The following is a 26,447-nucleotide window of genomic DNA, read 5'->3' as shown; positions in this document are numbered from 1 at the left end:
CCGTCGCCGGTCAGTCGAACGTGACGGAGCGCACCGTACGCGCACCGACCGCGGCACCGATCGGCTCGAGCACGCTGGTATCCACGGTCCGGTCCACGCGCATCAGCAGCACGGCACTCGTGCCTTCGGCGGTCTGGCTGACCTGGGCGGTCTCGATGTTCACCCCGGCCTCGCCGAGCAGCGTGCCGATCCTGCCGAGCACGCCGGGCCGGTCCGGGTACTCCAGCAGCAGCATGTGGCCCTCGGCACGGATGTCGAAGTGCCTGCCGTTGACCTCGACGAGCTTCTCCACCTCGTCGAGCCCGGTGATCGCACCCGACACCGACAGCGTGGTCCCGTCCGCGTGCACCGCGCGCACCGTGACCTCACTGCGGTAGATCTCGCTCTCGCTCTGTGTGGTGACCTCGAACTGGACACCGAGCTCCTCGGCCAACCGGGGGGCGTTGACGAAGGTGACCTGGTCCTCGACCACGCCGTCGAACACGCCACGCAGCGCGGCCAGCGGCAGCACGTCGACGTCCTCGCTGGACAGCTCCCCGCTGACAACGACCTGCACCGAGGTCGGCGCCTTGTCGCTGAAGGCCGAAAGCACGATACCCAGCTTCTGGGTCAGTGGCAGGTACGGTCGCACCTCGTCGCTGACCGCGCCACCACCCGCGACATTGACCGCGTCCGGCACGAAGTCACCGCGCAGTGCGAGCCGCACCGAGTGGGCGACGTCGGTACCCGCCCTGTCCTGAGCCTCACTGGTCGAGGCGCCCAGATGCGGGGTCACCACGACGTTCGGCAGACCGAACAGCGGGCTCTCGGTCGTCGGCTCCGTCACGAACACATCCACGCCTGCACCGCCGACACGGCCTTCCTTGACGGCATCGGCCAGCGCCTGCTCGTCGACGAGCCCGCCACGGGCGGCGTTGATGACGATCGCGCCCTGCTTGACCTTGGCAAGGGCGTCGGCATCGATCAGACCGGCTGTCTCCGGCGTCTTGGGCAGGTGGATCGAGATGATGTCCGAACGCTGCAGCAGCTCGTCGAGGCTGACCAGCTCGACCCCGAGCTGGGCGGCACGTGCTGCCGTGGCGTAGGGGTCGTAGGCGATCAGCGTGGTGCCGAACGCCGCGACACGCTGCGCGAAGAGCTGGCCGATCTTGCCGAGGCCGACGACGCCGACGGTCTTGCCGTTGAGCTCGACGCCGGTGTAGGAGCTGCGCTTCCACTCACCACCGCGCAGGCTCTGGTCGGCGGCAGGGACCCTGCGCACCACCGACAGCAGGAGCGCAACCGCGTGCTCGGCCGCGGAGACGATGTTCGAGGTCGGCGCGTTGACGACAAGCACGCCACGCTCGGTGGCCGCGGGGACCTCGACGTTGTCGAGCCCCACGCCGGCGCGGCCGACGACGGTCAGCTTCTTCCCCGCGGTCAGCACCTCGGCGTCGACCTGGGTGGCCGAGCGGACAACAAGCGCGTCTGCGTCGGCAACAGCTTCCAGCAACGCGGCGCGGTCGGTTCCGTCCACGTGACGGATCTCGACCTCATCGCCGAACGCATCCATGACGGACGGTGCGAGCTTCTCGGCGAGCAGGACAACGGGACGGCTTGAAGCGGTCACAAAGTGCCTCCGGTCTGTTGGGACTAAGGAGATCGCGCGGGCGGTGTCAGCGGGCGACAGCCCGTGCAGTGGATGACTGCGGCGCAGGCGCGCCCACCATGCCTACCGCGCGGTGTTGGGTTACGTCGACGGAACGCCAACCGGCAAGAGTCTATCGGCGAGCCACCGATCCATCGAGGGCCGACACCGCGATGTGGGTGAACACACCACGGGATATGCCCCCGATCACCCTACTGGCAACACGCTGACCAGCGATGACGAGCCGCTCAGAGCGTCAGGCGCTGCGCCTGCTACCAGGGCTCGTCGAACTCCCCGTCCTTGGCCCCGAGCACGAAGGCTTCCCACTCACTGGGAGTGAACACCAGGATCGTGCCGTCCGGCTCGGAGGCCTGTCGCATCGCCACGTAGGTGACCCCATCGGTGTGCGGCACGAACGCGATCTCGACCGCGTCTTCCAGCTCGTCCGGGTCGACACCCTCCGGGAGTGGACGCTGCCACTCGGCGTTGCTGAGGTCGATCTCGTCGCGGATGTGTGCCTTGTCGTCGAACGGCTCCTCGATGCCGTCACCGGCGGCTTGCTGCTCCTGACTCATGGCACCACCCTAGCGAGCCCTCCGGTGCGCGGTGCGCGCGTACCGTGACGTGCGCCTTCGCGCGTACGCCCTGCTGAGCGCGCACCACGCACCGGCATGCCTGGCGCCTGTTCAGCGCACCCAGGCCATGAGCTTGCGCAGCCTGCTGCCGACCTCCTCGATCGGGTGACTCGCGCCTTCCTGCTCCAGCTTCGTGTAGTTCGGGCGACCCGCCTCGTCCTCTGCGACCCACTCCCTGGCGAACGAGCCGTCCTGCACCTCGGCGAGGACCTTGCGCATCTCCTCCTTGACCGCCGGGGTGATCACCCGCGGTCCGCGCGTGAGGTCGCCGTAGGTAGCGGTGTCGGAGACCGAGTAGCGCTGGCCGGCGATGCCCCCCTCGTACATCAGGTCCACGATCAGCTTGAGCTCGTGCAGCACCTCGAAGTAGGCGATCTCCGGGGCGTAGCCTGCCTCGGTCAGTACCTCGAACGCGTTCTGGATCAGCGCGCTGGTGCCGCCGCACAGCACGGCCTGCTCACCGAAGAGGTCGGTCTCGGTCTCCTCGGCGAAGGTGGTCCTGATGACCCCGGCCCGCGCACCGCCGATCCCCTTGGCGTAGGACAGCGCGAGCGCCTGCGCGCTGCCGCTGGGGTCCTGCTCCACAGCGATGAGGCAGGGCACGCCCCTGCCGTCGACGAACTGGCGGCGCACCAGGTGCCCTGGCCCCTTCGGCGCGACCATCGCCACGTCGACGTCGGCGGGCGGCTGGATCAGGCCGTACCGGATGTTGAAGCCGTGCCCGAAGTACAGCGCGTCACCCGAACGCAGGTGCGGCGCGATGTCGTTGGCGTAGATGCTGCGCTGCGCGGTGTCCGGCGCGAGGATCATGATGAGGTCCGCTTCCTGCGCGGCCTCGGCGGGCGTGACCACCCGGAGCCCCTCGTCGGCAGCCTTGGTCCGGGACTTCGACGACTCCGGCAGCCCGACGCGTACATCGACCCCGGAGTCGCGCAGGCTCAGCGCGTGCGCGTGCCCCTGGCTTCCATACCCGATGATCGCCACCTTGCGCGCCTGGATCAGGCCGAGGTCGGCGTCGTCATCGTAGAACATTTCGACTGACATGAGGGCTGCCAACTTCCTTTCGTTCGTGCGTTCTGTCGTCTCGTCCAGCGGTCGTTCCTGGTCCCGCCCGGAGGACGTGCCCCCGAAGGGGTAGCGGCCGCCGGTGCACTGCTGCGTTCCGGTGGCACCCGGACCGGAGCTTCGGGTCGTTCAGCGGGTGGACGTACCGGTGATCGAACGCGGTCCCCTGCCGACCGCGACCATCCCGGACTGCACCAGCTCGCGGATACCGTACGGCTCCAGCATGCGCAGCAGCGCATTGATCTTGTCCACCGGCCCCGTCGCCTCGATGGTGACCGCTTCAGGGGACACGTCGACCACCTTCGCGCGGAACAGGTCCACGATCTCCAGGACCTGGCTGCGCACCGTCGCGTCGGCGCGGATCTTGGCCAGCAGCAGCTCCCGCTGCACCGAGCTCGGCTCCTCGAGCTCGACGATCTTGATGACGTTCACCAGCTTGTTGAGCTGCTTGGTCACCTGCTCCAGCGGGAGCTCCTCCACGGCGACGACGATCGTCATCCTGGAGATCTCCGGGTTCTCGGTCGGCCCGACCGCCAGCGAGTCGATGTTGAACCCACGCCGGGAGAACAGGCCGGCCACGCGCGCGAGCACACCCGGCTTGTTCTCCACCAGCACGCTGAGAGTGTGTGTACTCATGTACTCGGCTCCCGTCAGACCTCGTCGTCGTCGAACAGCGGGCGGATGCCACGCGCGGCCATGATCTCGTCGTTACCGGTTCCCGCGGCGACCATCGGCCACACCTGGGCATCCTTGCCGACGAGGAAATCGATGACGACGGGGCGGTCGTTGATCTCCATCGCACGCTGGATGACCGTGTCGACTCCTTCCTGCGTGTCGCACCGCAGGCCCGCGCACCCCATCGACTCCGCCAGCAGCGTGAAGTCCGGGATCCGGTGCATGTGCGTACCGAGATCGGTGTTGGAGTAGCGCTCGGCATAAAAGAGGTTCTGCCACTGACGCACCATGCCGAGGTTGCCGTTGTTGATCAGCGCAACCTTGATGGGCGCTCCCTCGATGGCACAGGTCGCCAGCTCCTGACAGGTCATCTGGAAACACCCGTCACCGTCGATGGCCCAGACCGGCCGGTCGGGGAACGCGAACTGCGCCCCCATCGCCGCCGGGACGGCGAAGCCCATCGTGCCGAGCCCACCGGAGTTGATCCACGTGTTCGGGCGCTCGTAACCGATGAACTGCGCGGCCCACATCTGGTGCTGGCCGACTCCCGCGGTGTAGATCGCGTCCGGCCCGGCCAGCTTACCCAGCCGCTCGATCACGTACTGCGGGGACAGCGTCCCGTCCGACGGCCATTCGTAGCCGGGTGGGTACGTGTCCCGCCACGAGCCCACCTGGGTCCACCAGGCGTCGAAGTCGGGGCGGCCGGACTCGTCGATCTCGGCCCGCACCTCGCTGATCAGCTCCGAGATGATCTCGCGGCAGTCGCCGACGATCGGCACGTCGGCCTTACGGTTCTTGGAGATCTCCGCCGGGTCGATGTCGGCGTGCACAACGGTGGCGTCCTGCGCGAAGGTGGACAGCTGCCCGGTGACCCGGTCGTCGAACCGCGCGCCGAGCGAGATCAGCAGATCGGAACGCTGCATGGCGGCCACGGCCGCGACGGTGCCGTGCATCCCCGGCATACCGAGGTGCTGGGGATGCGAGTCGGGGAAGGCCCCGCGCGCCATCAACGTGGTGACCACAGGGATGCCGGTCAGCTCGGCCAGCTCGGCGAGCTCGGCGGAAGCCTCGGACTTGATGACGCCACCGCCGACGTAGAGGACGGGGCGACGGGAGGTCGTCATCAGCTTGGCGGCCTCGCGGACCTGCTTGCCGTGCGGGCGCAATGTGGGCCGGTAACCCGGCAGGTGCATCTCGGGGGGCCACGCGTAGGACGTCGTCTCCTGCAGCACGTCCTTCGGGATGTCGACCAGCACCGGTCCCGGCCTGCCCGTGCGCGCGAGATGGAACGCCTCCGCGATCGCCTGCGGGATGTCGGCAGGCTCGGTGACCAGGAAGTTGTGCTTGGTGATCGGCATCGTGATACCGCAGATGTCGGCTTCCTGGAACGCGTCCGACCCGATCAGTGCGCGCGTCTGCTGGCCGGTGATGGCCACCATCGGCACGGAGTCCATATGCGCGTCGGCGATGGGTGTGACCAGGTTGGTCGCACCGGGTCCGGACGTCGCCATGCACACGCCCACCTTGCCGGTGGCCTGCGCGTAGCCGGTCGCGGCGTGACCAGCGCCCTGCTCGTGCCGGACGAGCACGTGCCGGACCTTGGTGGAGTCCAGCAACGGGTCGTAGGCGGGCAGGATCGTCCCGCCGGGAATGCCGAAGACGACCTCGGCACCGAGAGACTCGAGGGACCGTACGAGCGCCTGCGCACCTGTCACCCGGACGGGGGTCCCCGCGGGAGGTGCCGGCTTCGGACGCGAATCGAGCTTGCCGTGCGGCGCCGGATGCGTCGGCCGTGGCTGCGAGCTCGCTCTCGATGTGGCGCTTGTCATCGGTTCTGCCTCGTCGGTCGCTGGGTCGGGAACGGTCATAGTGCGCTCATTCGCGAGTCGGGGTGTACGCCGGTGTAACCCATTGTCGGTGCCGTCACGGTTCGGTGCCGCGCGTGCTCCCGGTTCATTGCCCGCATCATGGCACCACCCCTGGAGTACACTCGCTCACCGCACGAAAAAACCCCCGCCGACCGAACGGTCGAACGAGGGTTGCGCGTCAGCAGTGGATGGCTTGTAGTCGCCCTCACGCCATGCTGACGCGCAAGGAAATTACTACGAGCTCAACTAGCTGCTGCATGGCACGCACGTTAGTCGCAGACCGGTCAGGGTGTCAACTTGGCGGGACCGACTTCCCAGATACTGGGCATGACGGGCGCGCGCACCAGCGTGCCCCGGCACCGGCAACCGGGCGAGTGGCCACCCCGGACATGACACCCACGGTCGCACGCGAGACCATGACCACCGTGACCGACAACGACGAGACGTCCCCAGCGGCGGTCCCAGCGGCGTCGTCAGCGGCATCGTCAGCCGCTCCGGGGACGGCGGCCCAGCGGCAGCCACGCGCCCTCATCCGTGTGCCCAAGACCGCCGTCCTGGTGCCGCTGCTGGTCATCCTCTGCGTCACCCCGATGGCCCTCGCGCTTCCCGTGCTGTCGGTGCTCTACGCGGTGCCGGTCGGGTTCATCGTGTGGCTGCTGCGCACCGAGACCGTCGTGGACACCTCGGGACTGGTGGTACGGACCGTGTTCCGGACCCGCTCGCTGGCCTGGGACGACCTCAGCGGCCTGACCCTGACCGGCAAGTCCAAGGTCCGTGCCGTGCTCGGGGACGGCACCGAGGTAGCACTGCCCGCGGTTCGCACCCGGCACCTTCCCGTGCTGTCCAGCGTCAGCGGTGGCCGTATCGACGACCCGACGGAACGGCGCGAGACCGGGGAGCACTGAGCCACTCCCGCAACCGGAGGCCGCCCGGCCCGCCGGCCCGGAATCGGGCGATCGCACGAGCTCGCGCTCGTATGGAATACCGGCCGGGGCTCATGTGTTGTGCGGGACCGGTGCCTGCGGTGACATGCCGTGAACGCACGCAGTCACCGAATCGGACCCGAGTGCGACGCGTCCCGGTCCAGCGTGGTTGCCGGACCGCGAGCGACCCGTCGGCTCACCGTCATCACCGGGTGGACAGCACCCGAGCTACGCACGTGCCTGACGGAAGGAGGCGGCACGACATGGAACGAGCAGTATACGACTGGCGGCAGCGTGCCGCCTGCAGGGACTCCGACCCCGAGGTGTTCTTCCCGATCACCGAGGACGTGCCGGACTCCGCACAGGTGGCTCAGGCGAAAGCCATCTGCGCGAGCTGCCCGGTTCGGTCCGAGTGCCTGGACTTCGCACTGGACAACAGGCTGGATCACGGGGTCTTCGGCGGCATGACGGCCCGTGAGCGGCGCCGGATCATGCGCAGGCGCAGGGTCGGTGACGACCACCACTCACCCTCGCACTGAGCCGTGCCCGTCTGCGCCGGTCACGACCGGAGCCGTATTACGTGACGTTCACGCCGATGCGCCTATCCTCTGCCCTTGTGCGCACCCTCACCGGCCGTCCAAGCACGCGAACGCTGCTGATCGCGCTCACCGCGTCGGGCTCGCTGGTGCTGGCGTCCTGCGCCACGTTCGACGACTCGACGAGCGCGAGTGGCGACTGGCAACCGACGGCCGAGCTCACACCGGAGCGCGGGCCGCAACCGGACCTCCCGGAAGTGGGGGGTGAGCGGGAACCGGACGCTCCGGAACGGACGCGGGAGCCCATTCCGCCACCCGACGGGTGCACCGACCACGACCCCGCCGTCATCGCGACCTGCCTCGGCCCTGTCGGTGCGGTCGCCGCGCTGCCGCCGCACGGCACGGAGATCGGCGCGCTCGCGGGCGAGCGGGAGTCGGGCACCGTGCACGCTGCCGTCGAGGGCGCCGACCCGCGCGAGTTCGCCTCCCTCGAGGTCGATGCCACCGGCGACGGCGGGCTGACCGGGCTGGCGCTGTCGCCCACCTACCACGAGGACCGGCTCGTCTACGCATACATCAGCACGGAGGAGGACAACCGCGTCGTGCGGTTCGCCGAGGACGGCGACGCGACACCGGTGCTGACGGGCATTCCCAAGGGCGATTCCGGCAACGCGGGCGCGCTCGGCCACGGCGGAGACGGGACGCTGCTCGTCGCCACCGGCGACGGAGGGGATCCCGACGCGGCCGAGGATCCCGACTCGCTGGCCGGCAAGGTACTCCGTATCGACCGCTCGGGGGACGCGGCCGAGGGCAACCCGGAACCGGACTCGCCGGTCATCGCGGGCGGGCTGCACTCTCCGGGCGGGCTGTGCGCCTCGCAGGACGGGACCCGCTCCTGGGTCACCGACCAGGGGGGCAGTGTCGACAGGCTGTACCGGATCGAACCCGGCGAGGACCTGTCCGCGCCCGCGTGGACATGGGAGGACCGGCCGGGCGTGGCCGGGTGCGCCGACTGGTCGGACCTGCTCATGGTGACCACATCGAATACGGGCAGCATCCAGTCCATGCCGATCGACGAGGACGGCGTCATCACCGCGGAGCCGCAGGTCAGTGACACTCGGCAGGACGGGAACGGCTACGGCCGGATCGCCGACGTGGACGTGATCAGCAAGGAAGTCGCCGTGGCCGGGACCGTGAACAAGGCAGGCGGCGACCCCGTGTCCAGCGACGACCGGGTCGTCCTGCTGCTGCGCCCGGAGGCAGGCTCCGGCGGCGCCGACTGACCGCGCCGACCCCCGAGTGGTGGGCCCCTGGGGCGTTACTCGGCGCCGCAGCGTTGCAGGATCAGCTCGCGTACCCGCTTGGCATCGGCCTGGCCCTGGGTCGCCTTCATGACCGCGCCGACGATCGCGCCCGCGGCCTGGACCTTGCCGCCCCGGATCTTCTCCACGACATCCGGTTGTGCGGCAAGCGCCTCATCGATCGCCGCGGTCAGCGCCGAGTCGTCGGAGACCACCTCGAGCCCGCGGGAGGCGATCACCTCGTCCGGGTCACCTTCGCCCGCGAGCACGCCGAGAACGACCTCCCGCCCCAGCTTGTTGGTCAAGGTGCCCTCGCTGATCAGAGCGATCACGCGAGCCACCTGGGCAGGGGTGACGGGAAGGTCGGCGAGGTCGACGCCACGCGAGTTGGCCTGCTCGGTCAGGAACTGCACCCACCAGCTGCGCGCGTCGTCGACCGGCGCCCCCGCGTCCACGGTGGCAGCGACCACGTCTGCCGCGCCGGTGTTGACCAGGTCCCGCAACTCCTCGTCGGTCAGCTGCCATTCCTGCTGGATGCGCCGTCTCCGCTCCCAGGGAAGCTCGGGAAGCGTGCTCCGCAGCTCCTCGACCCAGGCGCTGCTCGGCGCGATCGGCACCAGGTCGGGCTCGGGGAAGTAACGGTAGTCCTCGGACGTCTCCTTGGGCCGGCCCGCCGATGTCGTGCCGTCGGCCTCCTGGAAGTGCCTGGTCTCCTGAACCACCCGCTCACCACGGGACAGCAGGGTCGCCTGCCGGGTCATCTCGTAGCGCACCGCACGCTCCACGCTGCGCAACGAGTTCACGTTCTTGGTCTCGGAGCGGGTACCGAAAGCCTCGTCTCCCTTCGGCGACAGCGAGACGTTCGCATCGCAGCGCAACGACCCCTGGTCCATCCGGACATCCGAGACGCCCATCGCGCGCAGCAAGTCCCGCAGCGCCGTCACGTAGGCGCGCGCCACCTCAGGGGCACGCCTGCCGGCACCGGTGATCGGCTTCGTCACGATCTCGATCAGCGGCACACCCGCCCGGTTGTAGTCCAGCAGCGAGTAGTCGGCACCGTGAATGCGGCCGGTCGCACCACCGACGTGCAGCGACTTGCCGGTGTCCTCCTCCATGTGCGCACGCTCGATACCGACCCGGACGGTCTCTCCGTCGCCGAGCTCGACATCGAGGTACCCGTCGAAGGCGATCGGCTCGTCGTACTGCGACGTCTGGAAGTTCTTGGGCATGTCCGGGTAGAAGTAGTTCTTCCGCGCGAACCGGCACCACCCGGCGATCTCGCAGTTGAGTCCCAGACCGATCCGGATCGCCGACTCCACCGCACTGCCGTTGACCACAGGCAGCGCACCCGGCAGCCCGAGACAGGTGGGGCACACGTGTGTGTTGGGCTCCCCGCCGAAGGCGTTCGGGCAGCCGCAGAACATCTTCGTCCGCGTGGACAGCTCGACATGTACCTCGAGGCCAAGCACCGGGTCGAATCGCTCGAGAACCTCGTCGTAGTCCATCGTCTCCGTCTTCGTCGTCACGACTGCCTCACAGCTCCGGGATCCGGTCGGCCAGCGCGCCGCCCGCAGCCGCGTCGCGTGCGCGCTCGTACGCCGCACCCACCTCGTACATCCGGTCGTCGGCGAGCGCTGGCGCCATTATCTGCAGTCCGACGGGAAGTCCGTCCTCGTCGGACAGTCCGCTCGGCACGCTCATGGCGGCGGTGCCGGCGAGGTTCGTAGGAATCGTGCACAGGTCAGCGCGATACATCGACATCGGATCGTCCACTCGCTCCCCGACCCGGAACGCCGTCGTCGGCGCCGTCGGTGACACCAGCACGTCCACCTGGTCGTACGCGGCGTCGAAGTCCCTTGTGACGAGCGAACGCACCTTCTGGGCCGAACCGTAGTACGCGTCGTAGTAACCGGCGGACAGCGCGTACGTGCCGATGATGATGCGCCGCTTCACCTCGGCGCCGAAGCCCGCCTCCCTGCTCAGCGACATCACATCGTCGGCGCCGTTGGTGCCGTCGTCGGCGACGCGCAGCCCGTAGCGCATCGCGTCGAAGCGGGCGAGATTGGACGAGCACTCGCTCGGCGCGATCAGGTAGTACGCCGACAGCGCGTACTCGAAGTTCGGGCACGAGACCTCGGCGACCTCGGCTCCCAGCTCGCGCAGCGTGTCGACGGCAGCGGCGAACGACCGCAGCACGCCCGGCTGGTAGCCCTCCCCACCGAGCTCGGTGACCACACCCACGCGAAGACCTCTGAGGTCTCCGGAAGCGCCCCGGCGAGCGGCCTCGACCACGGGAGGGACAGGAGCGTTCAGCGAGGTCGAGTCCATCGGGTCGTGCCCGCCGATCACCTCGTGCAGCAGCGCGGCGTCGAGCACGGTCCGCGCGCACGGTCCCGCCTGGTCGAGGGAGGAGGAGAACGCCACGAGGCCGTACCGGGAGACGCCACCGTAGGTCGGCTTCACCCCGACCGTCCCGGTCAACGCACCCGGCTGACGGACCGAGCCTCCCGTGTCGGTTCCGACCGTCACCGGAGCCTGGAACGCCGCGAGTGCGGCGGCAGAACCGCCACTGGAGCCACCGGGCACACGCGTGGTGTCCCACGGGTTCCTTGTCGGGCCGTAGGCCGAGTTCTCCGTGGAGGACCCCATCGCGAACTCGTCCATGTTGGTCTTGCCGAGCACCACCACGTCGGCCTCGCGAAGCTTGCGCGTCACCGTCGCGTCGTACGGGGGGATCCACCCCTCCAACGTGCGCGACCCGCAGGTCGTAGGGATGCCCTTGGTGGTGAGCACGTCCTTGAGCCCGAGGGGCACGCCTGCCAGCGGGGAGGCCGGCCGGCGGCCTGCCGCGATATCGGCGTCCACCTTCTCCGCGGTCGCCAGCGCGCCCTCGGTCTCGACGTGCAGGAACGCGTTGATCTCCGAGTCGACCTTGGCGATGCGTTCCAGGTGGGAGCGGGTGACCTCAACCGAGCTGAGCTCGCCGGAGTGGATGCCGGCGGCCAGCTCGGCCGCCGTACGCGTGGTCGGGTCCATCACTGTTCCTCCCCGAGGATCCGCGGCACACAGAACCGCCCGTCCTCCGATGCCGGCGCGCCGGAAAGGGCCTCCTGCTGGCTCAGGCCTGGACGGATCTCGTCGGATCGGAAGACGTTCGTCAGGTTCGCCGCGTGCGACATCGGCGGGATATCGTCGCCGGCCACCTCGCCGACCTTGGCCACCGAGTCGAGGATCACGTCGAGCTGGCCGACGAAGGTGTCCAGCTCGGCCTCGCTCACGCCGAGCCTGGCGAGCTTGGCCAGATGGGCGAGCTCGTCACGGGAAATCTGGGACACGAGGGCAACCCCCGGGGGTCTACGTACTGTCGGTCGGGTGTCGTGCTCACCGGTCGGTGCGTTCGCCAACCCGGAGCGCCTCGCAGTCTAGTGCCCGGTCATCCGGATACGTCGCGCGCATCGCGAGCGGGACGTCCCGGCGCGCACCGCGCACCCCGCGAGGTAACCGCAGGCGAGCCGGGGCATAACTCTACGTGACGCGCACCGGCGAGCGCACGACCGCATTACCGGAGATGGCGGATCCCGACGGGAGCGTACGTCTGAGACAATGTCCTACCAGCCCATCGCCCCACGGCAAGGCTGGGGTAAGCAGAGGAGAAGAGGTTCGCGTTGTCCTTCCTGATCCGGGTGCAGATCCCGGATAGCCCTGGAAGCCTGGGATCGGTGGCCTCGGCGCTCGGTATGGTCGGCGCGGACATCCTCAGTGTCGACGTGGTTGAACGCTCATCGGGAATCGCCGTCGACGACATGGTCGTGGAGCTGCCCGCCGGCAGCCTTCCCGACGCACTCATCACGGCCGCGGAGAGCGTCGACGGCGTCGAGGTCGACGCGGTGCGACCGTACGCGGGGGTGCTCGACACCCACCGGGAGCTGGAGCTGGTCGAGGAGATCGCGGCCTCGCCCCGGACCGGTCTGGAGATCCTCGCCGAGGGGGTCCCCCGGATCGTTCGCTCCGGATGGGCGCTGGTCCTGTGGCAGAACGGGGGTGTCGAGCGGCTGGCCGCGTCCACCGCGGCTCCCGAGACCCCGCTCCAGGGCCTGCCGTGGTTGCCGTTGGAACGCGCCACGATCCTCGACGCCGAGGAGCAGTGGGTTCCCCCGACCTGGCGGGAGCTGGGTACCGAGTTGGCCGCCACCCCCCTCGGCAAACCGGACCGCGCACTCCTGGTCGGCCGGCCCGGCGGCCCCATGTTCCGCGCCGCCGAGGTCGCCCGCCTCGCACATCTCGCCGGCATCGTGGCCGTGGTACTCGAAGGCTAGCGGCCGGACCGGCGCTCGGGGTGGGTCAGCGAGGCACCTCACGGCCGAGGGCGAGCAGCTGCACGGCGGGTACCGGGGCCCAGTCGCGCTCGGGTAGCCGCCGGAACCCCATGCGCTCGTACAGCCGTAGGGCAGGCGCGTTACTGCGGTCGACACACATCACCACACGGTGACAACCAAGGTCGGCGGCACGGTCGCACACGGCCTGCGTCAGTAGCTCGCCGATACCGCGCCCGCGGTGCTGTGGGTCGATTGCCAGCATGCGGAACTCCAGCTCACCCGGCACGGCCACCTGTGCGAACCAGCTGCCGTACCGCGCGACGGTCACCGAGCCGAGCACCACGTCGTCGCCGTCCACCGCGGCGAGCAACTCCGCCAGCTCGGCCCGCCGCGCCGCGTCCCGAAGCTGGTGTTCGTAGTCACTGTCGCCGTGCAGGAGACCGGAGGCGCGATAGGCGGCCACGGTGATCTCACCGACCCTGGCGAGCTCCCCGGGCCGTACCGGGCGGACGCCGACGTCACTCATCGTCACCAGCACCCACCGCGGACCGCGCGGCCTCCGGTCCGCGCTCGAGCAGTACCCGAAACCCGTCCTCGTCCAGTACCGGAACCCCGAGCTGGACGGCCTTGTCGTGCTTGGACCCCGGCGCGTCCCCTGCCACAAGGAAGGCCGTCTTCTTCGACACCGAGCCCGCTGCCTTGCCGCCACGGACCATGATGGCCTCCTTGGCCTCCTCCCGGGTGAACGAGTCCAGCGATCCGGTCACCACGATCGACAGCCCTTCCAGGTTGCGCTCGATCGACTCGTCGCGTTCTTCCGACATGCGTACGCCCGCTTCCCGCCACTTCCGGACGACCTCGCGGTGCCAGTCCACGGAGAACCACTCGCGCACCGCCGTGGCGATCGCCGGACCGACACCGTCGATCTCGGAGAGGGCTTCCTCGCTCGCCTCCTCGATAGCCTCCATGGAGGAGAACTCGCGCGCGAGCGCCTGCGCCGCTGTCGGGCCGACGTGCCGGATCGACAAGGCAACGAGAACCTTCCAGAGAGGACAGTCCTTGGCCGACTCGAGGTTCGCCAGCAGCTTCTTGCCGTTGGCCGACAGCTCCCCCGACTTGGTGCGGAACAGCTCCACCTCGGACAGCTTGTCCTCGTCGAGCATGAACAGGTCGCCCTCGTCGGTGACCACACCCGACTCCAGCAGAGCGGTGGCCGACTCATATCCCAGTACCTCGATGTCGAACGCTCCCCGCCCGGCGACATGGAACAGCCGTTCCCGCAGCTGTGCCGGGCACGACCTCGAGTTCGGGCACCGGATGTCCGCGTCACCCTCCTTCTCGTGGCGCAGTCTCGTGCCGCATTCCGGACACTCGGTCGGCATCACGAACTCGCGCTCGCCCCCGGTGCGCACGTCGACGATGGGGCCGAGTACCTCCGGGATGACGTCTCCCGCTTTGCGGATGACCACCCGGTCGCCGATCAGCACGCCCTTGCGCCGGACCTCACCCGCGTTGTGCAGCGTCGCCATGGACACCGTCGAGCCCGCGACCGTCACCGGCTCCATCACCGCGAACGGCGTCACCCGCCCGGTCCGGCCCACGTTGACATCGATGTCGTGCAGTGTCGTCGTCGCTTCCTCCGGGGGGTACTTGTAGGCGATCGCCCACCGGGGGGCGCGTGCTGTCGTGCCCAGCCTGCGCTGTAGCGACACGTCGTCCACCTTGACGACCACGCCGTCGATCTCGTGCTCGGCGTCGTGCCGGTGCTCGTCCCAGTACCGGATGTGCTCGGTGAGCTCCTCGAGCGACCGCACCACCGTGGAATGTGTCGACACCGGAAGCCCCCAAGCCGCCAGCGCCTGGTAAGCCTCCGACTGGTTCCGTGGCTCGAAACCGACACGCCTGCCCAGCCCGTGACAGATCATCCGCAGCGGGCGGCGGCTTGTCACCCGGGGATCCTTCTGGCGCAACGAGCCCGCGGCAGCGTTGCGCGGGTTGGCGAACGGTGCCTTGCCCTCGGCGACGAGCCCGGCGTTGAGCTCGGAGAACTCCTCGACCCGGAAGAAGACCTCACCCCGGACCTCGACCTGCTCGGGAACGTCGAACCCGTCCCGCGCGGTGAGCGAGTCCGGAACGTCGTCAAGCGTGCGGATGTTCAACGTGACGTCCTCACCGGTACGGCCGTCCCCGCGCGTCAGGGCACGCACCAGCCTGCCCCGCTCGTACAGCAGGTTCACCGCGAGCCCGTCGATCTTGAGCTCGCACAGGTACCTCAGCGCGGACCCCGCCTCGTCGCCCAGCTCCCGGTGCAACCGCTCCACCCAGGCCGTCAGCTCCTCGAGGTCGAACGCGTTGTCCAGGCTGAGCATGCGTTCCAGATGGTCATAGGCGGTGAACTCGGTGGAGAACGTCCCGCCGACGTTCTGGGTCGGTGAGTCCGCCGTGACCAGATCCGGGTACTGCTGTTCGAGCTCCTCCAGCTCGGCGAACAACGCGTCGAACTCACCGTCGCTGATCGCCGGCGCGTCGTGCACGTAGTACCGGAACCGGTGATGATCGATCTCCTCGGCCAGCTCCGTGTGGCGCCGCCGCACGTCCTCCGGGACCGACCCGGTCCCGCCCCGCCCGTCTCGCTGCTGTTGCACGCTCACATCAACCGAGGTTAGTCCGCCACACCGACACCGTCTCCGTGTGGCCCACCGGTGTCGCCGAGTCCGGTCACGAGCGTGCGGAACTCGAGCAGCGTCATGGCGTTCGCCGGCTCGGAGACGGCCACTTCCACCCTGCGCAACCACCGCGCCGCGAGGCGCTCACCGAGCGTCGCCTCCAGCGGCAGGAACGTCATCGTCTCGCGCCGGCTCCCGTCGAGCTCGCCGAGCAGGGGATGGTGTACCGAGACGTCCACGGCGTCGGCATCGACGTGCGCGGCGACGCGGACGTCGGCGAGCGCCACGCGGACCTCGCCGACGTTGATCGTGACCTCGCTCGGGTCGGGGACGGCAGGCACCGAGTCGTGGTACTCCCACATCGCGTCGGGCTGCGGGGCCGCCGCGATCCACGCGTCGGTGTAGGGTCGCACCGCCGGATCCTCGCGGCTGGACAGCACGAGGGCGTAGACGGCGTGGACTCCGCGCTCGATGGAGAACTGCAGGTCCGGGTGCAGCGCCGCGACCAGCTCACACAACCTGTGTTCGACACGCTGAACCTTGCCCTCGCCGAGCGCGGCGCTGATCTCGGGGAGCAGCTCGGCCCAGTGGCGCCAGAACTCGCGCGCAGCGACGTCCGGGGCCTCCGGCCCGTCCGGCTGCGGCCACGGGGTACGCGGGTCGACGACCTCCGTGTCGGCGGGGTCGGTGGGTGTGCTTCGCTGCCTACGTCGGAACCATCGCATCATCGATGACGGTACGCGCTCGCAGGCGGCACCGGGGCCGGTGTGCGCAAGTCGGGTCGCAGGCCGGACCCGGCACGGCTCACCGCGACGGTCACCACCCCTGAGGTGGCTCGACGAAGGCCTTACCCAGGTCCCTTGTCAACGAGAGCGCGCGACGCACCCATGACTCGTCGGCGTCGGCGAGCCCCCGCACCGGCGTGGGCACGGCGCGCTCGGCCAGGATCGAGCGGTTGAAGCCGAGGCGGTCGACCAGCCACAGCGCAGGCTCGGCCAGACCCCGCAGGTCGACCCGCTCGGCGGGGGCAGTGTCCGGTACCAGACCGAGCAGGAGCACGGTGCCCTCCTCCCACGCCTCGCCGATCTCGTCGAGCAGCCGCCCCGGCGCCCCGGCCAGCTGTGTCGCGTCCAGGGACAGCACCTGCGCTCCCGTCCCGCGTAGCACGCCCACCGGTGGCCGCGGTACGCCGCATCGCAACACGACGGGTGAACCGGTGGCATGCTCCAGCTGCTCGACGACCGGCGCCAGTACGGCCTTCACCTCCGGTTCCGGCACCGACGGAACGGTCCCGTACCCCGATGGAGTGGAAAGCGACCCCGCCAGAACCTCCGGCAGCAATGGCTCGTCCAGCTGCACGACCACACGCCTGCCAGTACGCTGCGCCAGCTCCGTGACGTGTTTTCCCACACCGTCGACCAGCGCACCCGTGAAGTCGCGCAGCGCGCCGTGGTCGGTCAGCACGCGGTGCCCGCGGGCGAGCTCGATACTCGCCGTCAGCGTCCACGGGCCCGCCACCTGGGTCTTCAGCAGCCCGTCACGCGTGCCGTCCCGCTCGGCGGCGTGCTCGAGACCGTCCATGTCCCTGTGCACCAGGTCGACGCCACGCTTGTGGTGACGGCCGGGGCGCGCGGCGACGCGGTAGCCCGTCGGCGCCACCTCGACGGCGAGATCGGTGAGCAGCGCCGCCGTCCGGCCGATCGGGTCGGCGCCCACACCGCGCTCGGGCAGGTCGGGAACGTGCGGGAACTCGGGTAGCTCACCGAGCACGAGCTCCGCGGAGGTGGTGATATCGGAGCCGGGCATGGGGCCGAGCGCGGTTGCGGCCCCGACCGGCCACGGGAAGTCCTGCATGTTCGGCCGCTCCAGCGTGGGTCGTGTCTGGTTGGTCCTGCGCGCCGGGATCGGCGCGGCGCCGAGGGGGACGCCCCGGACGCCGGGTACTAGGCCCTGGTCTCGGCGATCTTCCCGCTGCCGAGCACCAGGTCGCCGTGCTGCTCGGGCTGGTAAAGCACCAGCGTCTGACCGGGTGCTACACCGTGCAGCTCCGTGTCGAGGCGTACCCGGATCCTGCCTGCTGCCGACTCCGCGACTGCCGGTGCGGTCCCACCGTGCGCGCGCACCTGTACGACGCACTCCGTCGGCCCAACCAGCTCCCGCTCACTCGGCCACACCGCACCGTCGGCGTCGATCTCGGTGACGCCGAGGCGGTCTGCCGAGCCGACGGTCACGGTAGCCGAGACGGGCTCGATGTCCAGAACGTACCGGGGCCTGCCGTCCGGTGCCGGTGCTTCGATACCGAGGCCCTTGCGCTGGCCGACGGTGAACTGGTGCACACCGGAGTGCTCGCCGAGCACGCCCCCGGTGCGGTCGTCCACGAGCGTTCCGGGGTTCGCACCGATCCGCGACTCCAGGAACCCCTGCGTGTCCCCGTTCGGGATGAAGCAGATGTCGTGACTGTCCGGCTTGGCCGCCACGACGAGCCCGCGCCGGTCCGCCTCGGCCCGCACCTCGGACTTGCGCGAGTCCCCGAGAGGGAACATCGAGTGACGCAGCTGATCCGGGGTGAGCGATGCCAGCACGTAGGACTGGTCCTTGTCGAGGTCGGCACTGCGGCGCAGCTCCGGGACACCGTCGACGAACGACAGGCGGGCGTAGTGCCCCGTGGACACCGCGTCGAAGCCGAGCGCCATCGCCTTGTCGAGCAGCGCCGCGAACTTGATCTTCTCGTTGCAGGTGACACAGGGGTTCGGGGTCCGGCCCGCCGCGTACTCGTTGACGAACGTGTCGATCACGTCCTCGGCGAAACGCTCGGAGAAGTCCCACACGTAGAACGGGATCCCCAGCAGGTCGGCCACCCGCCGCGCGTCGCCTGCGTCCTCGACCGTGCAGCAGCCGCGCGCACCGCTGCGCAGTGTGCCCGGCTTGGCGGAAAGCGCGAGGTGCACTCCCACCACCTCGTGGCCCTGATCGACCGCACGCGCGGCCGCGACGGCGGAGTCGACACCTCCGCTCATCGCGGCGAGCACCGTCTGCCGTCGTCCTGCCGTCATGTTCGCACCCTCACGTCCTCGCGCCGCGTGCCGTGTACCGGAGCGTCACCCTGCCCAACGTCGCCTTCCAGGGTACGGGCGCCGGCTACGCCCGCCCTGCGTGCCCGCTGCACCACGCCGGCGATCTCGGCCACCACGGCGTCGACGTCGGCACCGGTGGAGGTACGCCCGAGGGAGAACCGAAGCGACCCGCGTGCCGACAGCGCGTCCGCACCCATGGCGAGCAGCACGTGTGAGGGCTGGGCGACCCCGGCCGTGCACGCCGACCCTGTCGAGCACTCGATACCGCGCGCGTCGAGCAGCATGAGCAAGCTGTCGCCCTCGCAACCCGGGAAGGTGAGGTGCACGTTTCCGGGTAGCCGTGCGGGAGCCGTCCCGTCGGATGGGTCCACGGGAGCGCCGTTGAGCACCGCATCGGGCACCTGCTCGCGCACGCCTGCGATGAGCCGGTCCCGTAACGCGCGCACCTCGCGCACGTGCTCCTCCCTGCGCGACGTACCGGCGTGCACGGCGGCAGCCAGCGCTGCCGCGCTCGGCACGTCGAGGGTGCCGGAGCGCACCTCCCGCTCCTGGCCACCGCCGTGCAGCAACGGAACGCACGGGCTGTCCCGCCCGAGCAGCAACGCCCCGATGCCGAAGGGACCGCCGATCTTGTGCCCGCTCAGCGTCAGCGCGGCCGCGCCACTGGCCGCGAAGTCGACGTCGAGCTCGCCGACGGCCTGCACCGCATCGGTGTGCAACGGGATGTCGAACTCGGCGCAGACCGCCGCGATCTCACCGATCGGGTTGACGGTGCCCACCTCGTTGTTCGCCCACATCACGGTGACGAACGACACGTCGTCCGGGTTCTCCTCGATCGCGTGGCGCACCGTCTCCGGCGAGACGCGCCCGTAGGCATCCACGCCGAGCCAGGTGACGTCGGCACCGGCGTGCTCGGCGAGCCACTGCACGGAGTCCAGCACCGCGTGATGCTCCACCTCGGAGGCGAGCACCCGCACCCGCGCAGGGTCCTGCGCGTTGCGGCCCCAGTAGAGGCCCTTGACGGCGAGGTTGTCGCTCTCCGTTCCGCCACCGGTGAGGATCACCTCGGACGGCTGCGCGCCGAGGCACTCCGCGATGCTCTCCCGCGACTCCTCGACGACCCGCCTGGCCCTGCGGCCGGAGGAATGCAGCGAGGACGCGTTGCCGACGCGGGGCAGGGCCTCGGTCAGTGCCGTGACGGCTTCCGGCACCATCGGTGTGGTCGCCGCATGGTCGAGATAGGTCATCGCCTCTCCAGGATAGCCGGAGGCGCCAATCGACCGTGCCGGCTGTCCCCACCCGGGCGGTCGATCCACCCGGCAGAGCGCTCCTACACGCGCGGCGACAGCTGGTCGTCTCCCGCCATGGCCTGGTCCGCACGCGCCGCGCACCGCAGCCTCGGCATGCGCTGCGAGCTGCCGGCGATCGGCCACGCGCCCTGCTGCGATCTCCTCACCGAGGCGCACCTCGACGACCAGGCCTGCGAGCCGGGCGATACGCCGCGCCGAGGACACCACGGAGTCGTCACCGACCATCGCGGGATAGGTTGTCTCGGCGGTGCCTGTCACCCGGTAGCGCAGCGCGAGCGGGCGCACCGCGGCGCCGCTGTCGATCGCCGCCTGGAACGGCGCTGTCACGAAGCGACCCGGCCGCCGCCCGCACCGTGTCGTGCCTTCGGCGAATACGCTGACCGGCCAGCCCTCCCGCAGGGCCGCTGTCATCTCCGCCACGGTGCGCGGCAGGGTCGACAGCGCGGAACGGTCCACGAAGATGGTGCCCGCGCCTGCGACGAGCCTGCCGATCACCCACCAACCCGCGATCTCGGACTTGGCGACACCGCGCGTCGGCAGGACCGCGTTGACCGCGAGCACGTCGAGCCACGAGACATGGTTGGTCGCAACGAGGGCGCCCCGCTCAGGCAAGCCGGTCTCACCGTGCACCTCGATCCGCACGCCGAGCGCCCTGGCCATGGCGGTGCAGAACCGGCGGTGGAAGCCGAGCCAGGCGTGCCGGTCGAGCAGGGCCGACGCGGGTGCGCAGAGCACGGCGAGCAGCAGCACAGCGCAGGCGTGCGCGAGCCGGGCTCCCGCCACGACGGGCGCTACCCGCCGGACCCGGTGATCGACGCAGCCCGCCCCGCAGGGGGAACGCGGCATCCAGGCGTGCACGGCTCAGAGTCCCGCGAAGTGGTTCAGGTACCGCCTGTTCATCCGCTGCAGATCGAGCAGCACGAAGAAGTCCGCAACGTCGAACCGGCGGTCGTAGCTCGGCGGACCGCACACGTATGCGCCGAGCCGCAGGTAGCCGTGCAGCAACGGGGGGATGGCGGGCCGGGTGGACCGGCACGGTGCCGCGCCGGTCCACGGCTGCCGTGGCCGCACCCGCAACGTTTCGGGCGGGTAGTGCCGGTGTCGCGCGGTCTCCCACACGCCTGCCGCCGTACCACCGCCGTCGGCCAGCGGTACCGAGGCACAGCCCGCGAGGTACCGGTGGCCGAGCGTCAGCATGTAGCGGGCGATACCCGCCCAGGCCAGACCGATCACCGTGCCGGTGCGGTGCCCGGGATCCACGCACGAGCGGCCTGCCTCCACGAGGTACGGGCGCAGGCCGGCCAGCGAGGTCAGGTCGAACTCCTCGTCGGCGTAGAGCCTGCCTGCCACGCGTGCCCCGTCCGGAGGAAGCACGCGGTAGCACCCGACGGTCCGGCCGGTGGCCTCGTGTCGCACCACGACGTGATCGCAGTACCGGTCGAACTCGTCGAGGTCGCGACCGGCGACGGCGCCGGGGAGCTCGGCGCCCATCTCCTCGGCGAACACGCGGTACCGCAACCGCTGCGCGGCGGCCACCTCACCGGCCGCCGTGGCGACACGCACCGTGTAGCCTGCGGTACCCATCGGTACCTCGAGTGCCGACGCGCCATGCCCACCGGTCTCTGCCAGCCGCTCCGAGCGAACCATGCCCCAGGTGTACCGCGCCAGGGGCCCGCGCCGGGAGTGCTCCCGCATGACAGCTCCGTGCACGGTGGATGAACAGTGCTCGCCGCCGGTTGGTGGACATGCCGGGCCCGAACGCACGTCGGGGCGGTGCTCCGCATGGGAACACCGCCCCGGGACAGGTACAGGGATACCCGGCGTGCTCAGCCCTTGCGCTGGTTCACCGCTTCGGTGAGCTGGGGCGCGACGTTGAACAGGTCGCCGACGACACCGAAGTCGGCGATCTCGAAGATCGGCGCTTCGGAGTCCTTGTTGACGGCCACGATCGTCTTGGACGTCTGCATCCCCGCCCGGTGCTGGATCGCGCCGGAGATCCCGAGAGCGACGTAGAGCTGCGGGGAGACGGTCTTACCGGTCTGGCCGACCTGGAACTGGGCCGGGTAGTAGCCGGAGTCGACCGCGGCACGGGAGGCACCGACAGCCGCGCCGAGCGCGTCGGCCAGCTGCTCGACGACGTCGAACTTGTCCGCACTCCCGACACCGCGACCACCGGAGACGACCACCGAGGCCTCGGTGAGGTCGGGCCGGTCGCCACCGACGACCGGCTCGAAACCGCTGATCTTCGCGGACTTCGCCGGGTCGACGGCAGGCAGCTCGACGGCTTCCTCCGCGGCGGCGCCGGATGCCTGCTCCGCGTCGATGCTGCCCGGGCGCACCGAGATGACCGGGGTGCCCTTCGCGGACTTCGACGTCACGTTGAACGCGCCGCCGAAGACGGACTGCTCGACGGTCCCGTCGGCGTTGACGCCGACGGCGTCACCGAGCAGGCCGGAGCCGAGCCGGGCGGCGAGCCTGCCGGAGACTTCCTTGCCCTCGGACGTCGCCGAGACCAGCACCGCAGCAGGGGAAACCTGCTCGGCGAGCGTGGCCAGCGCGTCGACCTTCGGCGTGGCCAGGTAGGTGGTGGCGTCATCGGACTCGGCCACGTAGACCTTGGCCGCGCCGTAGGCGGCGAGCGACTCCTTCACCTTGCCCGCGGTGCCGGGTGCGCCCACCACGACCGCCGCGGGCTCGCCCAGCGTCCGGGCCGCGGTGAGCAGCTCGTAGGTGGATTTCTTGACCTCGCCGTCCACCTGATCGACGAGTACCAGGACTTCAGCCATGGGTTGGTTCCTCCGAAAGCGTATTGACGGTGAGCGTTTCTCAGACGAGCTTCTGGCCGACCAGGTACTCGGCGATCTTGGTGCCGCCCTCGCCGTCGTCCTCGACACGCTCACCGGCCTGACGCGGCGGCTTCGGCGACGCACTCTGTACCGCGGACCAGGCGTTGGTCAGACCCACCTCGCCCGCGTCGATGCCGAGGTCGGCGACCGTGTAGGTCTCGACGGGCTTCTTCTTCGCCGCCATGATGCCCTTGAAGGAGGGGTAGCGCGGCTCGTTGATCTTCTCGGTGACACTCACCAGCGCGGGCAGGTTCGCCTCCAGGTGCGTGATGCCCTCGTCGGCGGTCTCCCGGTCGACCTTCACCGTGGAGCCCTCCACCGCGAGGTGATGGGCGTGCGTCAGCTGCGGCAGCCCGAGCAGCTCGGCGACGACGGCAGGAACGGCGCCGCCGCGGCCGTCCGAGGCCTCGTTACCCGCGATGACGAGATCGACACTGTCCAGCTTGCCGATCGCCGCTGCGATCACCCTGGATGTCGCGACCAGGTCCGATCCGTGCAAGGCCTCGTCCGAGACGTGCACGGCCTTGTCCGCCCCCATGGACAGGGCCTTGCGGATCGCGTCCGTCGCCCGGTCCGGGCCCACGCACAGGACGGTGACCTCGCCCTCGCCCGCTTCCTTGATCTTCAGGGCTTCCTCGACGGCGCGCTCGTTGATCTCGTCGAGTACCGCGTCTGCGGACTCGCGATCCAGCGTGTGGTCAGTCTCGGTCAGCTTGCGCTCCGAGTAGGTGTCAGGCACCTGCTTGACCAGGACAACGATGTTGGTCATGGGTCCTCTTCGACCTCCGATACTGGTGCTCGGGCAATATTGCCGTTTGCCGTTGTGCGGGTGTCCGTCGCGAGCGGCGTCGCGAGCGGCGATCTACGACTGTTCCGGGTCAGCCGGGCCACCCGCTGCCCACCGGGACGCGGGCACGATGCGGTCCTGCACTGAACTACTTCGCAGTAGATTAAGCCCAACTCCCCCGCGAGTTCCCGCCGAGGTGACTGCATTCACCTGGAAGGCCCACCTATCTGGACCATCGTACAAATTATTGTCCCACTATCGTGCCCGGACCTCGCACCGGGCACGCTCCGGCATCAGGACCTCCCGCGTTTCATCACCGCTCGATCGGCACGCAATTGCCGGTCACGAACGCGCCGTCGTCATCCGGCACCAGCGCGTGGTCCGCGTCGGCGATGCGGGCGCATACCTTCTCGCGGTCTCCGACGACCTCGGCGACCTCGGCGGCGGAGAGGACGGCGGGTTGCCCGTCCTTGATCACCCAGTCGCCGCGATCCGCACCGGCATGCGTGCCCATGATCGAGCCGGGCGGATCGGTACCGTCACTACCCCAGATGTGCAGGTGGAACCCGGTGCTGATGTCGGGCACGCTGCTCGCCCACTCCGCGTCGTAGTCGATCACCAGCTCGTCGCCCTGGAAGGCCGCTCCGGTCAGGCACACCCACCGCTCGTTGGCCATGACCGTGTCGGTGCATCGCTCGTCCGGGGGGAGCTCGGGTTCGGTGGTCGCCGCCACGACGGCCCCACTGTCCGCGTTCCGGTCGTCCCCCTCCTCCGTGCCCTGGTTGATCCCCCACCACACGCCCCAGCCAGTCAGCAGCAGGACCGCGACGCCCGCCAGCGCCAGTAGCGGCCCACGTACCGATCCCCTGCGCCGCCCGCCGTCCGGTGGCGCTGGCGGCGCGGGCGGCTCAGGGGGAGGCTGCTCGCCTGCCGGCACGGCTGCCTGGTCCCCGGCGGTCGGTGGCCCGGTCCCGGCCGCCGCACCCGACCCGGGCTCCGCGGTGGGCTCCTCCTCGGGCGCCCGCTGTATCGCACCCACCGGCGCCCCCTGCACCGGGGCGTCGGGACGTTGGTCACCGGCCAGCCATGCCGCGCCCAGCGCGACCGCGTGCTTGGGGTGAGCATCCACCGCGACCGGACGACCCAACTCGGCACCAACCAGCTGTGCCACCAACGGCATCCGCGACGACCCGCCGACCAGCAGCACCGAGTGCAGATCCCCGGCAGCGACCCCGGCCTTGTCCAACGCCCGGCGCAGCGCCTCGATCGTGCTCAGCAGCGTCGGCCGCACCATCGCCTCCAACTCGGCACGCGTGAGCCGCACCTCCGTAGAGATGTTCGGCAACAACACCGAGACCGAGGTGTCCGTATCCGACGACAACGCCTCCTTGGCCGCCACACACTCCTCCCTCAACCGCGCCACCGCGGCCACCGCACTCGGATCCTCCTCGTCCAACTCCTCCACCTTGCCCCCCAACGCCTGTCCGACGTGGTGGAAGACCGCCGCATCGAAATCGATCCCACCCAGCCGCTCGATACCCTCCGGATCACCCAGGATCTCGAACCCCGTCGCACCTTTGCGCAGCACCGTCGCGTCGAACGTGCCCCCACCCAGGTCATAGACCGCCACAACCGCACCAGGCTCCACGCGCTGCTGCCGCGCGTAGAACACCGCAGCCGCGACCGGCTCCGCCGTGAACGTCACCGGCACCCCCACCCCGGTCAGGCGCACCATCTGATCCAGCAACTCCCGCTTGTACGGCCCCCAGTTCGCCGGATGCGACACGCACACACGCTCCGGCCACTCTCCCTCCCGCGCCGCCACATCCTCGACCACCGAACGCATCAGCTTCGCCATCAACGCCTCGACCGAATACGGCACCCCACCCAGCAGCACCGGCGTCGTGTCCCCGAACCTGCGCTTGAACTCCCGGGCCACCCGCTGCGGCTCCGACAGACCCCGGCGGTTGGCCGCTTCCCCCGTCAACACCGTCTCGTCCGCACGCAACAACACCACCGTCGGGATCACAGCCGCCCGGCTCCCCAGCGAGGCCACCTCCGCATGACCGTCCCGCCACGTCGCAGCCGCGGTGAACGTCGTCCCCAAATCAACACCAAGCACGTACATCAGCCACAACTCCTGAGACGGCGAAGGGGGATTTCCCCGAGGCGGAGCCCCGGACGGGCACCTACAGTGGATGTATGGAACCGGTGCGCCCACTCCGGGACGTTTTCGACGAGCTGATCGACGCGGATCCCGCGGAACGCGACGTGGCGGCGCTGCTGCGCGATTCCGGCTACTCCGATCTGCCGGACGACGTGCTCAGCGAGGCGATCGTCAGCTATGCCGAGACCGCGCCTGTCGAGGTGGCCGAGCACCTGGCGCCGTTCGTCACCGCGCACGCCGCGCCCGGCGCAGGCGACGCCGCAGGCACCCGGCCGGCTCCCGAACACGGGCTCGACCTGCTGGCCAGCGTGCCTGCACCCGAGCAGGGCGCTGACGCGCCGGCGGCCGGGCCGGTCGCCGACATCGCGTTCGGAACCGGAAAAGACGGGACCGGAAGCGACGACCTCGACTTCGGCGCAGGCGATCCCGCGTCGGGAGCGACCACGAACGCGGAGACCACCAGCGGTGACACCGTCGAACCGGGCACGCCCTCGGGCAGCGCCACGGTCGGCGACGCGGCCGTCGACGACGCCGGCCCGGCCGACGACCCGGTGGTCACCCCGTTCGACGACACGCCGGAGAACGGTTCGAGCGCGGGCGGGGACGCCGGCGCGGAGGGCGACGCCGGTATCTGACCGTTCGCACCCGGCG

General features: G+C 70.0%; 23 protein-coding genes and 1 pseudogene. 5 read left to right on the top strand and 19 right to left on the bottom strand.

What is annotated here, in order from left to right; translation table 11 throughout:
* Positions 1-10 precede the first annotated feature (10 nt).
* The 5 genes from serA to CHB84_RS03205 all read right to left on the bottom strand — a co-directional run bounded on the left by serA (position 11) and on the right by CHB84_RS03205 (position 5,831).
* A complete protein-coding gene (gene serA, locus CHB84_RS03225; RefSeq protein WP_089299963.1) occupies positions 11-1,609 on the bottom strand; it encodes a phosphoglycerate dehydrogenase in 1,599 nt (532 codons plus the stop codon).
* 290 nt (positions 1,610-1,899) lie between these two features.
* Positions 1,900-2,202, bottom strand: a complete 303-nt coding sequence (locus tag CHB84_RS03220; protein WP_089299962.1) for a DUF397 domain-containing protein — start codon at positions 2,200-2,202, stop codon at positions 1,900-1,902.
* Between the two features lie 111 nt (positions 2,203-2,313).
* Positions 2,314-3,306, bottom strand: a complete 993-nt coding sequence (ilvC, locus tag CHB84_RS03215) for a ketol-acid reductoisomerase (RefSeq protein ID WP_089299961.1) — start codon at positions 3,304-3,306, stop codon at positions 2,314-2,316.
* A gap of 150 nt (positions 3,307-3,456) precedes the next feature.
* Positions 3,457-3,963, bottom strand: a complete 507-nt coding sequence (ilvN, locus tag CHB84_RS03210) for an acetolactate synthase small subunit (RefSeq protein ID WP_089299960.1) — start codon at positions 3,961-3,963, stop codon at positions 3,457-3,459.
* 14 nt (positions 3,964-3,977) lie between these two features.
* A complete protein-coding gene (locus CHB84_RS03205) occupies positions 3,978-5,831 on the bottom strand; it encodes an acetolactate synthase large subunit (RefSeq protein ID WP_089300102.1) in 1,854 nt (617 codons plus the stop codon).
* A gap of 464 nt (positions 5,832-6,295) precedes the next feature.
* Here CHB84_RS03205 and CHB84_RS03200 point away from each other — a divergent pair, with 464 nt between their 5' ends.
* The 3 genes from CHB84_RS03200 to CHB84_RS03190 all read left to right on the top strand — a co-directional run bounded on the left by CHB84_RS03200 (position 6,296) and on the right by CHB84_RS03190 (position 8,612).
* Positions 6,296-6,775, top strand: coding sequence for a PH domain-containing protein (locus CHB84_RS03200; protein WP_176439761.1), 480 nt, complete (start codon positions 6,296-6,298; stop codon positions 6,773-6,775).
* Between the two features lie 281 nt (positions 6,776-7,056).
* A complete protein-coding gene (locus tag CHB84_RS03195; RefSeq protein ID WP_089299958.1) occupies positions 7,057-7,332 on the top strand; it encodes a WhiB family transcriptional regulator in 276 nt (91 codons plus the stop codon).
* 56 nt (positions 7,333-7,388) lie between these two features.
* On the top strand, positions 7,389-8,612 hold the full coding sequence (locus CHB84_RS03190; protein WP_089300101.1) for a PQQ-dependent sugar dehydrogenase: 1,224 nt from the start codon (positions 7,389-7,391) through the stop codon (positions 8,610-8,612).
* Positions 8,613-8,647: 35 nt separating this feature from the next.
* On the opposite strand, the gene gatB is transcribed toward CHB84_RS03190, so the two are convergent.
* From gatB to gatC, 3 genes are read right to left on the bottom strand one after another with little or no spacing between them, the layout of a single operon-like run.
* Positions 8,648-10,156: an Asp-tRNA(Asn)/Glu-tRNA(Gln) amidotransferase subunit GatB gene (gatB, locus tag CHB84_RS03185; protein ID WP_281251727.1), complete on the bottom strand. Its 1,509-nt coding sequence runs from the start codon at positions 10,154-10,156 to the stop codon at positions 8,648-8,650.
* A 7-nt stretch (positions 10,157-10,163) separates the two neighbouring features.
* Positions 10,164-11,666, bottom strand: a complete 1,503-nt coding sequence (gene gatA, locus CHB84_RS03180; protein ID WP_089299957.1) for an Asp-tRNA(Asn)/Glu-tRNA(Gln) amidotransferase subunit GatA — start codon at positions 11,664-11,666, stop codon at positions 10,164-10,166.
* The gene (gene gatC, locus CHB84_RS03175; protein WP_089299956.1) at positions 11,666-11,965 is read right to left on the bottom strand and encodes an Asp-tRNA(Asn)/Glu-tRNA(Gln) amidotransferase subunit GatC; all 300 of its coding nucleotides are present in this window, start codon (positions 11,963-11,965) and stop codon (positions 11,666-11,668) included. Before gatC ends, gatA begins: the two co-directional genes overlap by 1 nt.
* A gap of 330 nt (positions 11,966-12,295) precedes the next feature.
* Between gatC and CHB84_RS03170 the strand changes: the two genes are divergently transcribed.
* Positions 12,296-12,946, top strand: coding sequence for an ACT domain-containing protein (locus CHB84_RS03170; protein ID WP_089299955.1), 651 nt, complete (start codon positions 12,296-12,298; stop codon positions 12,944-12,946).
* 25 nt (positions 12,947-12,971) lie between these two features.
* Here the strand turns inward: CHB84_RS03170 and CHB84_RS03165 are convergent, their stop codons facing one another.
* From CHB84_RS03165 to CHB84_RS03120, 11 genes and pseudogenes are all read right to left on the bottom strand, one after another.
* On the bottom strand, positions 12,972-13,472 hold the full coding sequence (locus CHB84_RS03165) for a GNAT family N-acetyltransferase (protein ID WP_089299954.1): 501 nt from the start codon (positions 13,470-13,472) through the stop codon (positions 12,972-12,974).
* Positions 13,465-15,597: an NAD-dependent DNA ligase LigA gene (ligA, locus tag CHB84_RS03160; RefSeq protein ID WP_089299953.1), complete on the bottom strand. Its 2,133-nt coding sequence runs from the start codon at positions 15,595-15,597 to the stop codon at positions 13,465-13,467. Before ligA ends, CHB84_RS03165 begins: the two co-directional genes overlap by 8 nt.
* A gap of 11 nt (positions 15,598-15,608) precedes the next feature.
* A complete protein-coding gene (locus CHB84_RS03155; RefSeq protein WP_089299952.1) occupies positions 15,609-16,337 on the bottom strand; it encodes a hypothetical protein in 729 nt (242 codons plus the stop codon).
* Between the two features lie 91 nt (positions 16,338-16,428).
* Positions 16,429-17,466 carry a uroporphyrinogen decarboxylase/cobalamine-independent methonine synthase family protein gene (locus CHB84_RS03150; RefSeq protein WP_089299951.1) on the bottom strand — a complete coding sequence of 346 codons (1,038 nt, stop codon included), beginning with the start codon at positions 17,464-17,466 and terminating at the stop codon, positions 16,429-16,431.
* A gap of 89 nt (positions 17,467-17,555) precedes the next feature.
* On the bottom strand, positions 17,556-18,665 hold the full coding sequence (gene mnmA, locus CHB84_RS03145; RefSeq protein ID WP_089299950.1) for a tRNA 2-thiouridine(34) synthase MnmA: 1,110 nt from the start codon (positions 18,663-18,665) through the stop codon (positions 17,556-17,558).
* Positions 18,662-19,933 (bottom strand): cysteine desulfurase family protein, encoded by a 1,272-nt coding sequence (locus CHB84_RS22720; protein WP_176439769.1) that lies wholly within the window; start codon positions 19,931-19,933, stop codon positions 18,662-18,664. Before CHB84_RS22720 ends, mnmA begins: the two co-directional genes overlap by 4 nt.
* 342 nt (positions 19,934-20,275) lie before the next feature.
* Positions 20,276-20,656: pseudogene (locus tag CHB84_RS23405) on the bottom strand (lysophospholipid acyltransferase family protein); the annotation flags it as partial.
* A gap of 201 nt (positions 20,657-20,857) precedes the next feature.
* Positions 20,858-21,643 carry a GNAT family N-acetyltransferase gene (locus tag CHB84_RS03135; RefSeq protein ID WP_089300099.1) on the bottom strand — a complete coding sequence of 262 codons (786 nt, stop codon included), beginning with the start codon at positions 21,641-21,643 and terminating at the stop codon, positions 20,858-20,860.
* A gap of 179 nt (positions 21,644-21,822) precedes the next feature.
* Positions 21,823-22,782 carry an electron transfer flavoprotein subunit alpha/FixB family protein gene (locus tag CHB84_RS03130; protein ID WP_089299948.1) on the bottom strand — a complete coding sequence of 320 codons (960 nt, stop codon included), beginning with the start codon at positions 22,780-22,782 and terminating at the stop codon, positions 21,823-21,825.
* Between the two features lie 40 nt (positions 22,783-22,822).
* A complete protein-coding gene (locus tag CHB84_RS03125; RefSeq protein ID WP_089299947.1) occupies positions 22,823-23,611 on the bottom strand; it encodes an electron transfer flavoprotein subunit beta/FixA family protein in 789 nt (262 codons plus the stop codon).
* A 331-nt stretch (positions 23,612-23,942) separates the two neighbouring features.
* On the bottom strand, positions 23,943-25,757 hold the full coding sequence (locus CHB84_RS03120; protein WP_176439760.1) for an Hsp70 family protein: 1,815 nt from the start codon (positions 25,755-25,757) through the stop codon (positions 23,943-23,945).
* 74 nt (positions 25,758-25,831) lie between these two features.
* On the opposite strand from CHB84_RS03120, the gene CHB84_RS03115 reads away from it, so the two are divergent.
* Entirely contained in the window at positions 25,832-26,431 is a 600-nt protein-coding gene (locus tag CHB84_RS03115) for a hypothetical protein (RefSeq protein WP_089299946.1), read from the top strand.
* Positions 26,432-26,447: the final 16 nt, after the last annotated feature.

Origin of the sequence: Haloechinothrix alba, assembly GCF_900188115.1 — a bacterium.
GTDB lineage: Bacteria > Actinomycetota > Actinomycetes > Mycobacteriales > Pseudonocardiaceae > Haloechinothrix > Haloechinothrix alba.
This window is presented reverse-complemented; position numbering and strand designations above follow the sequence as displayed.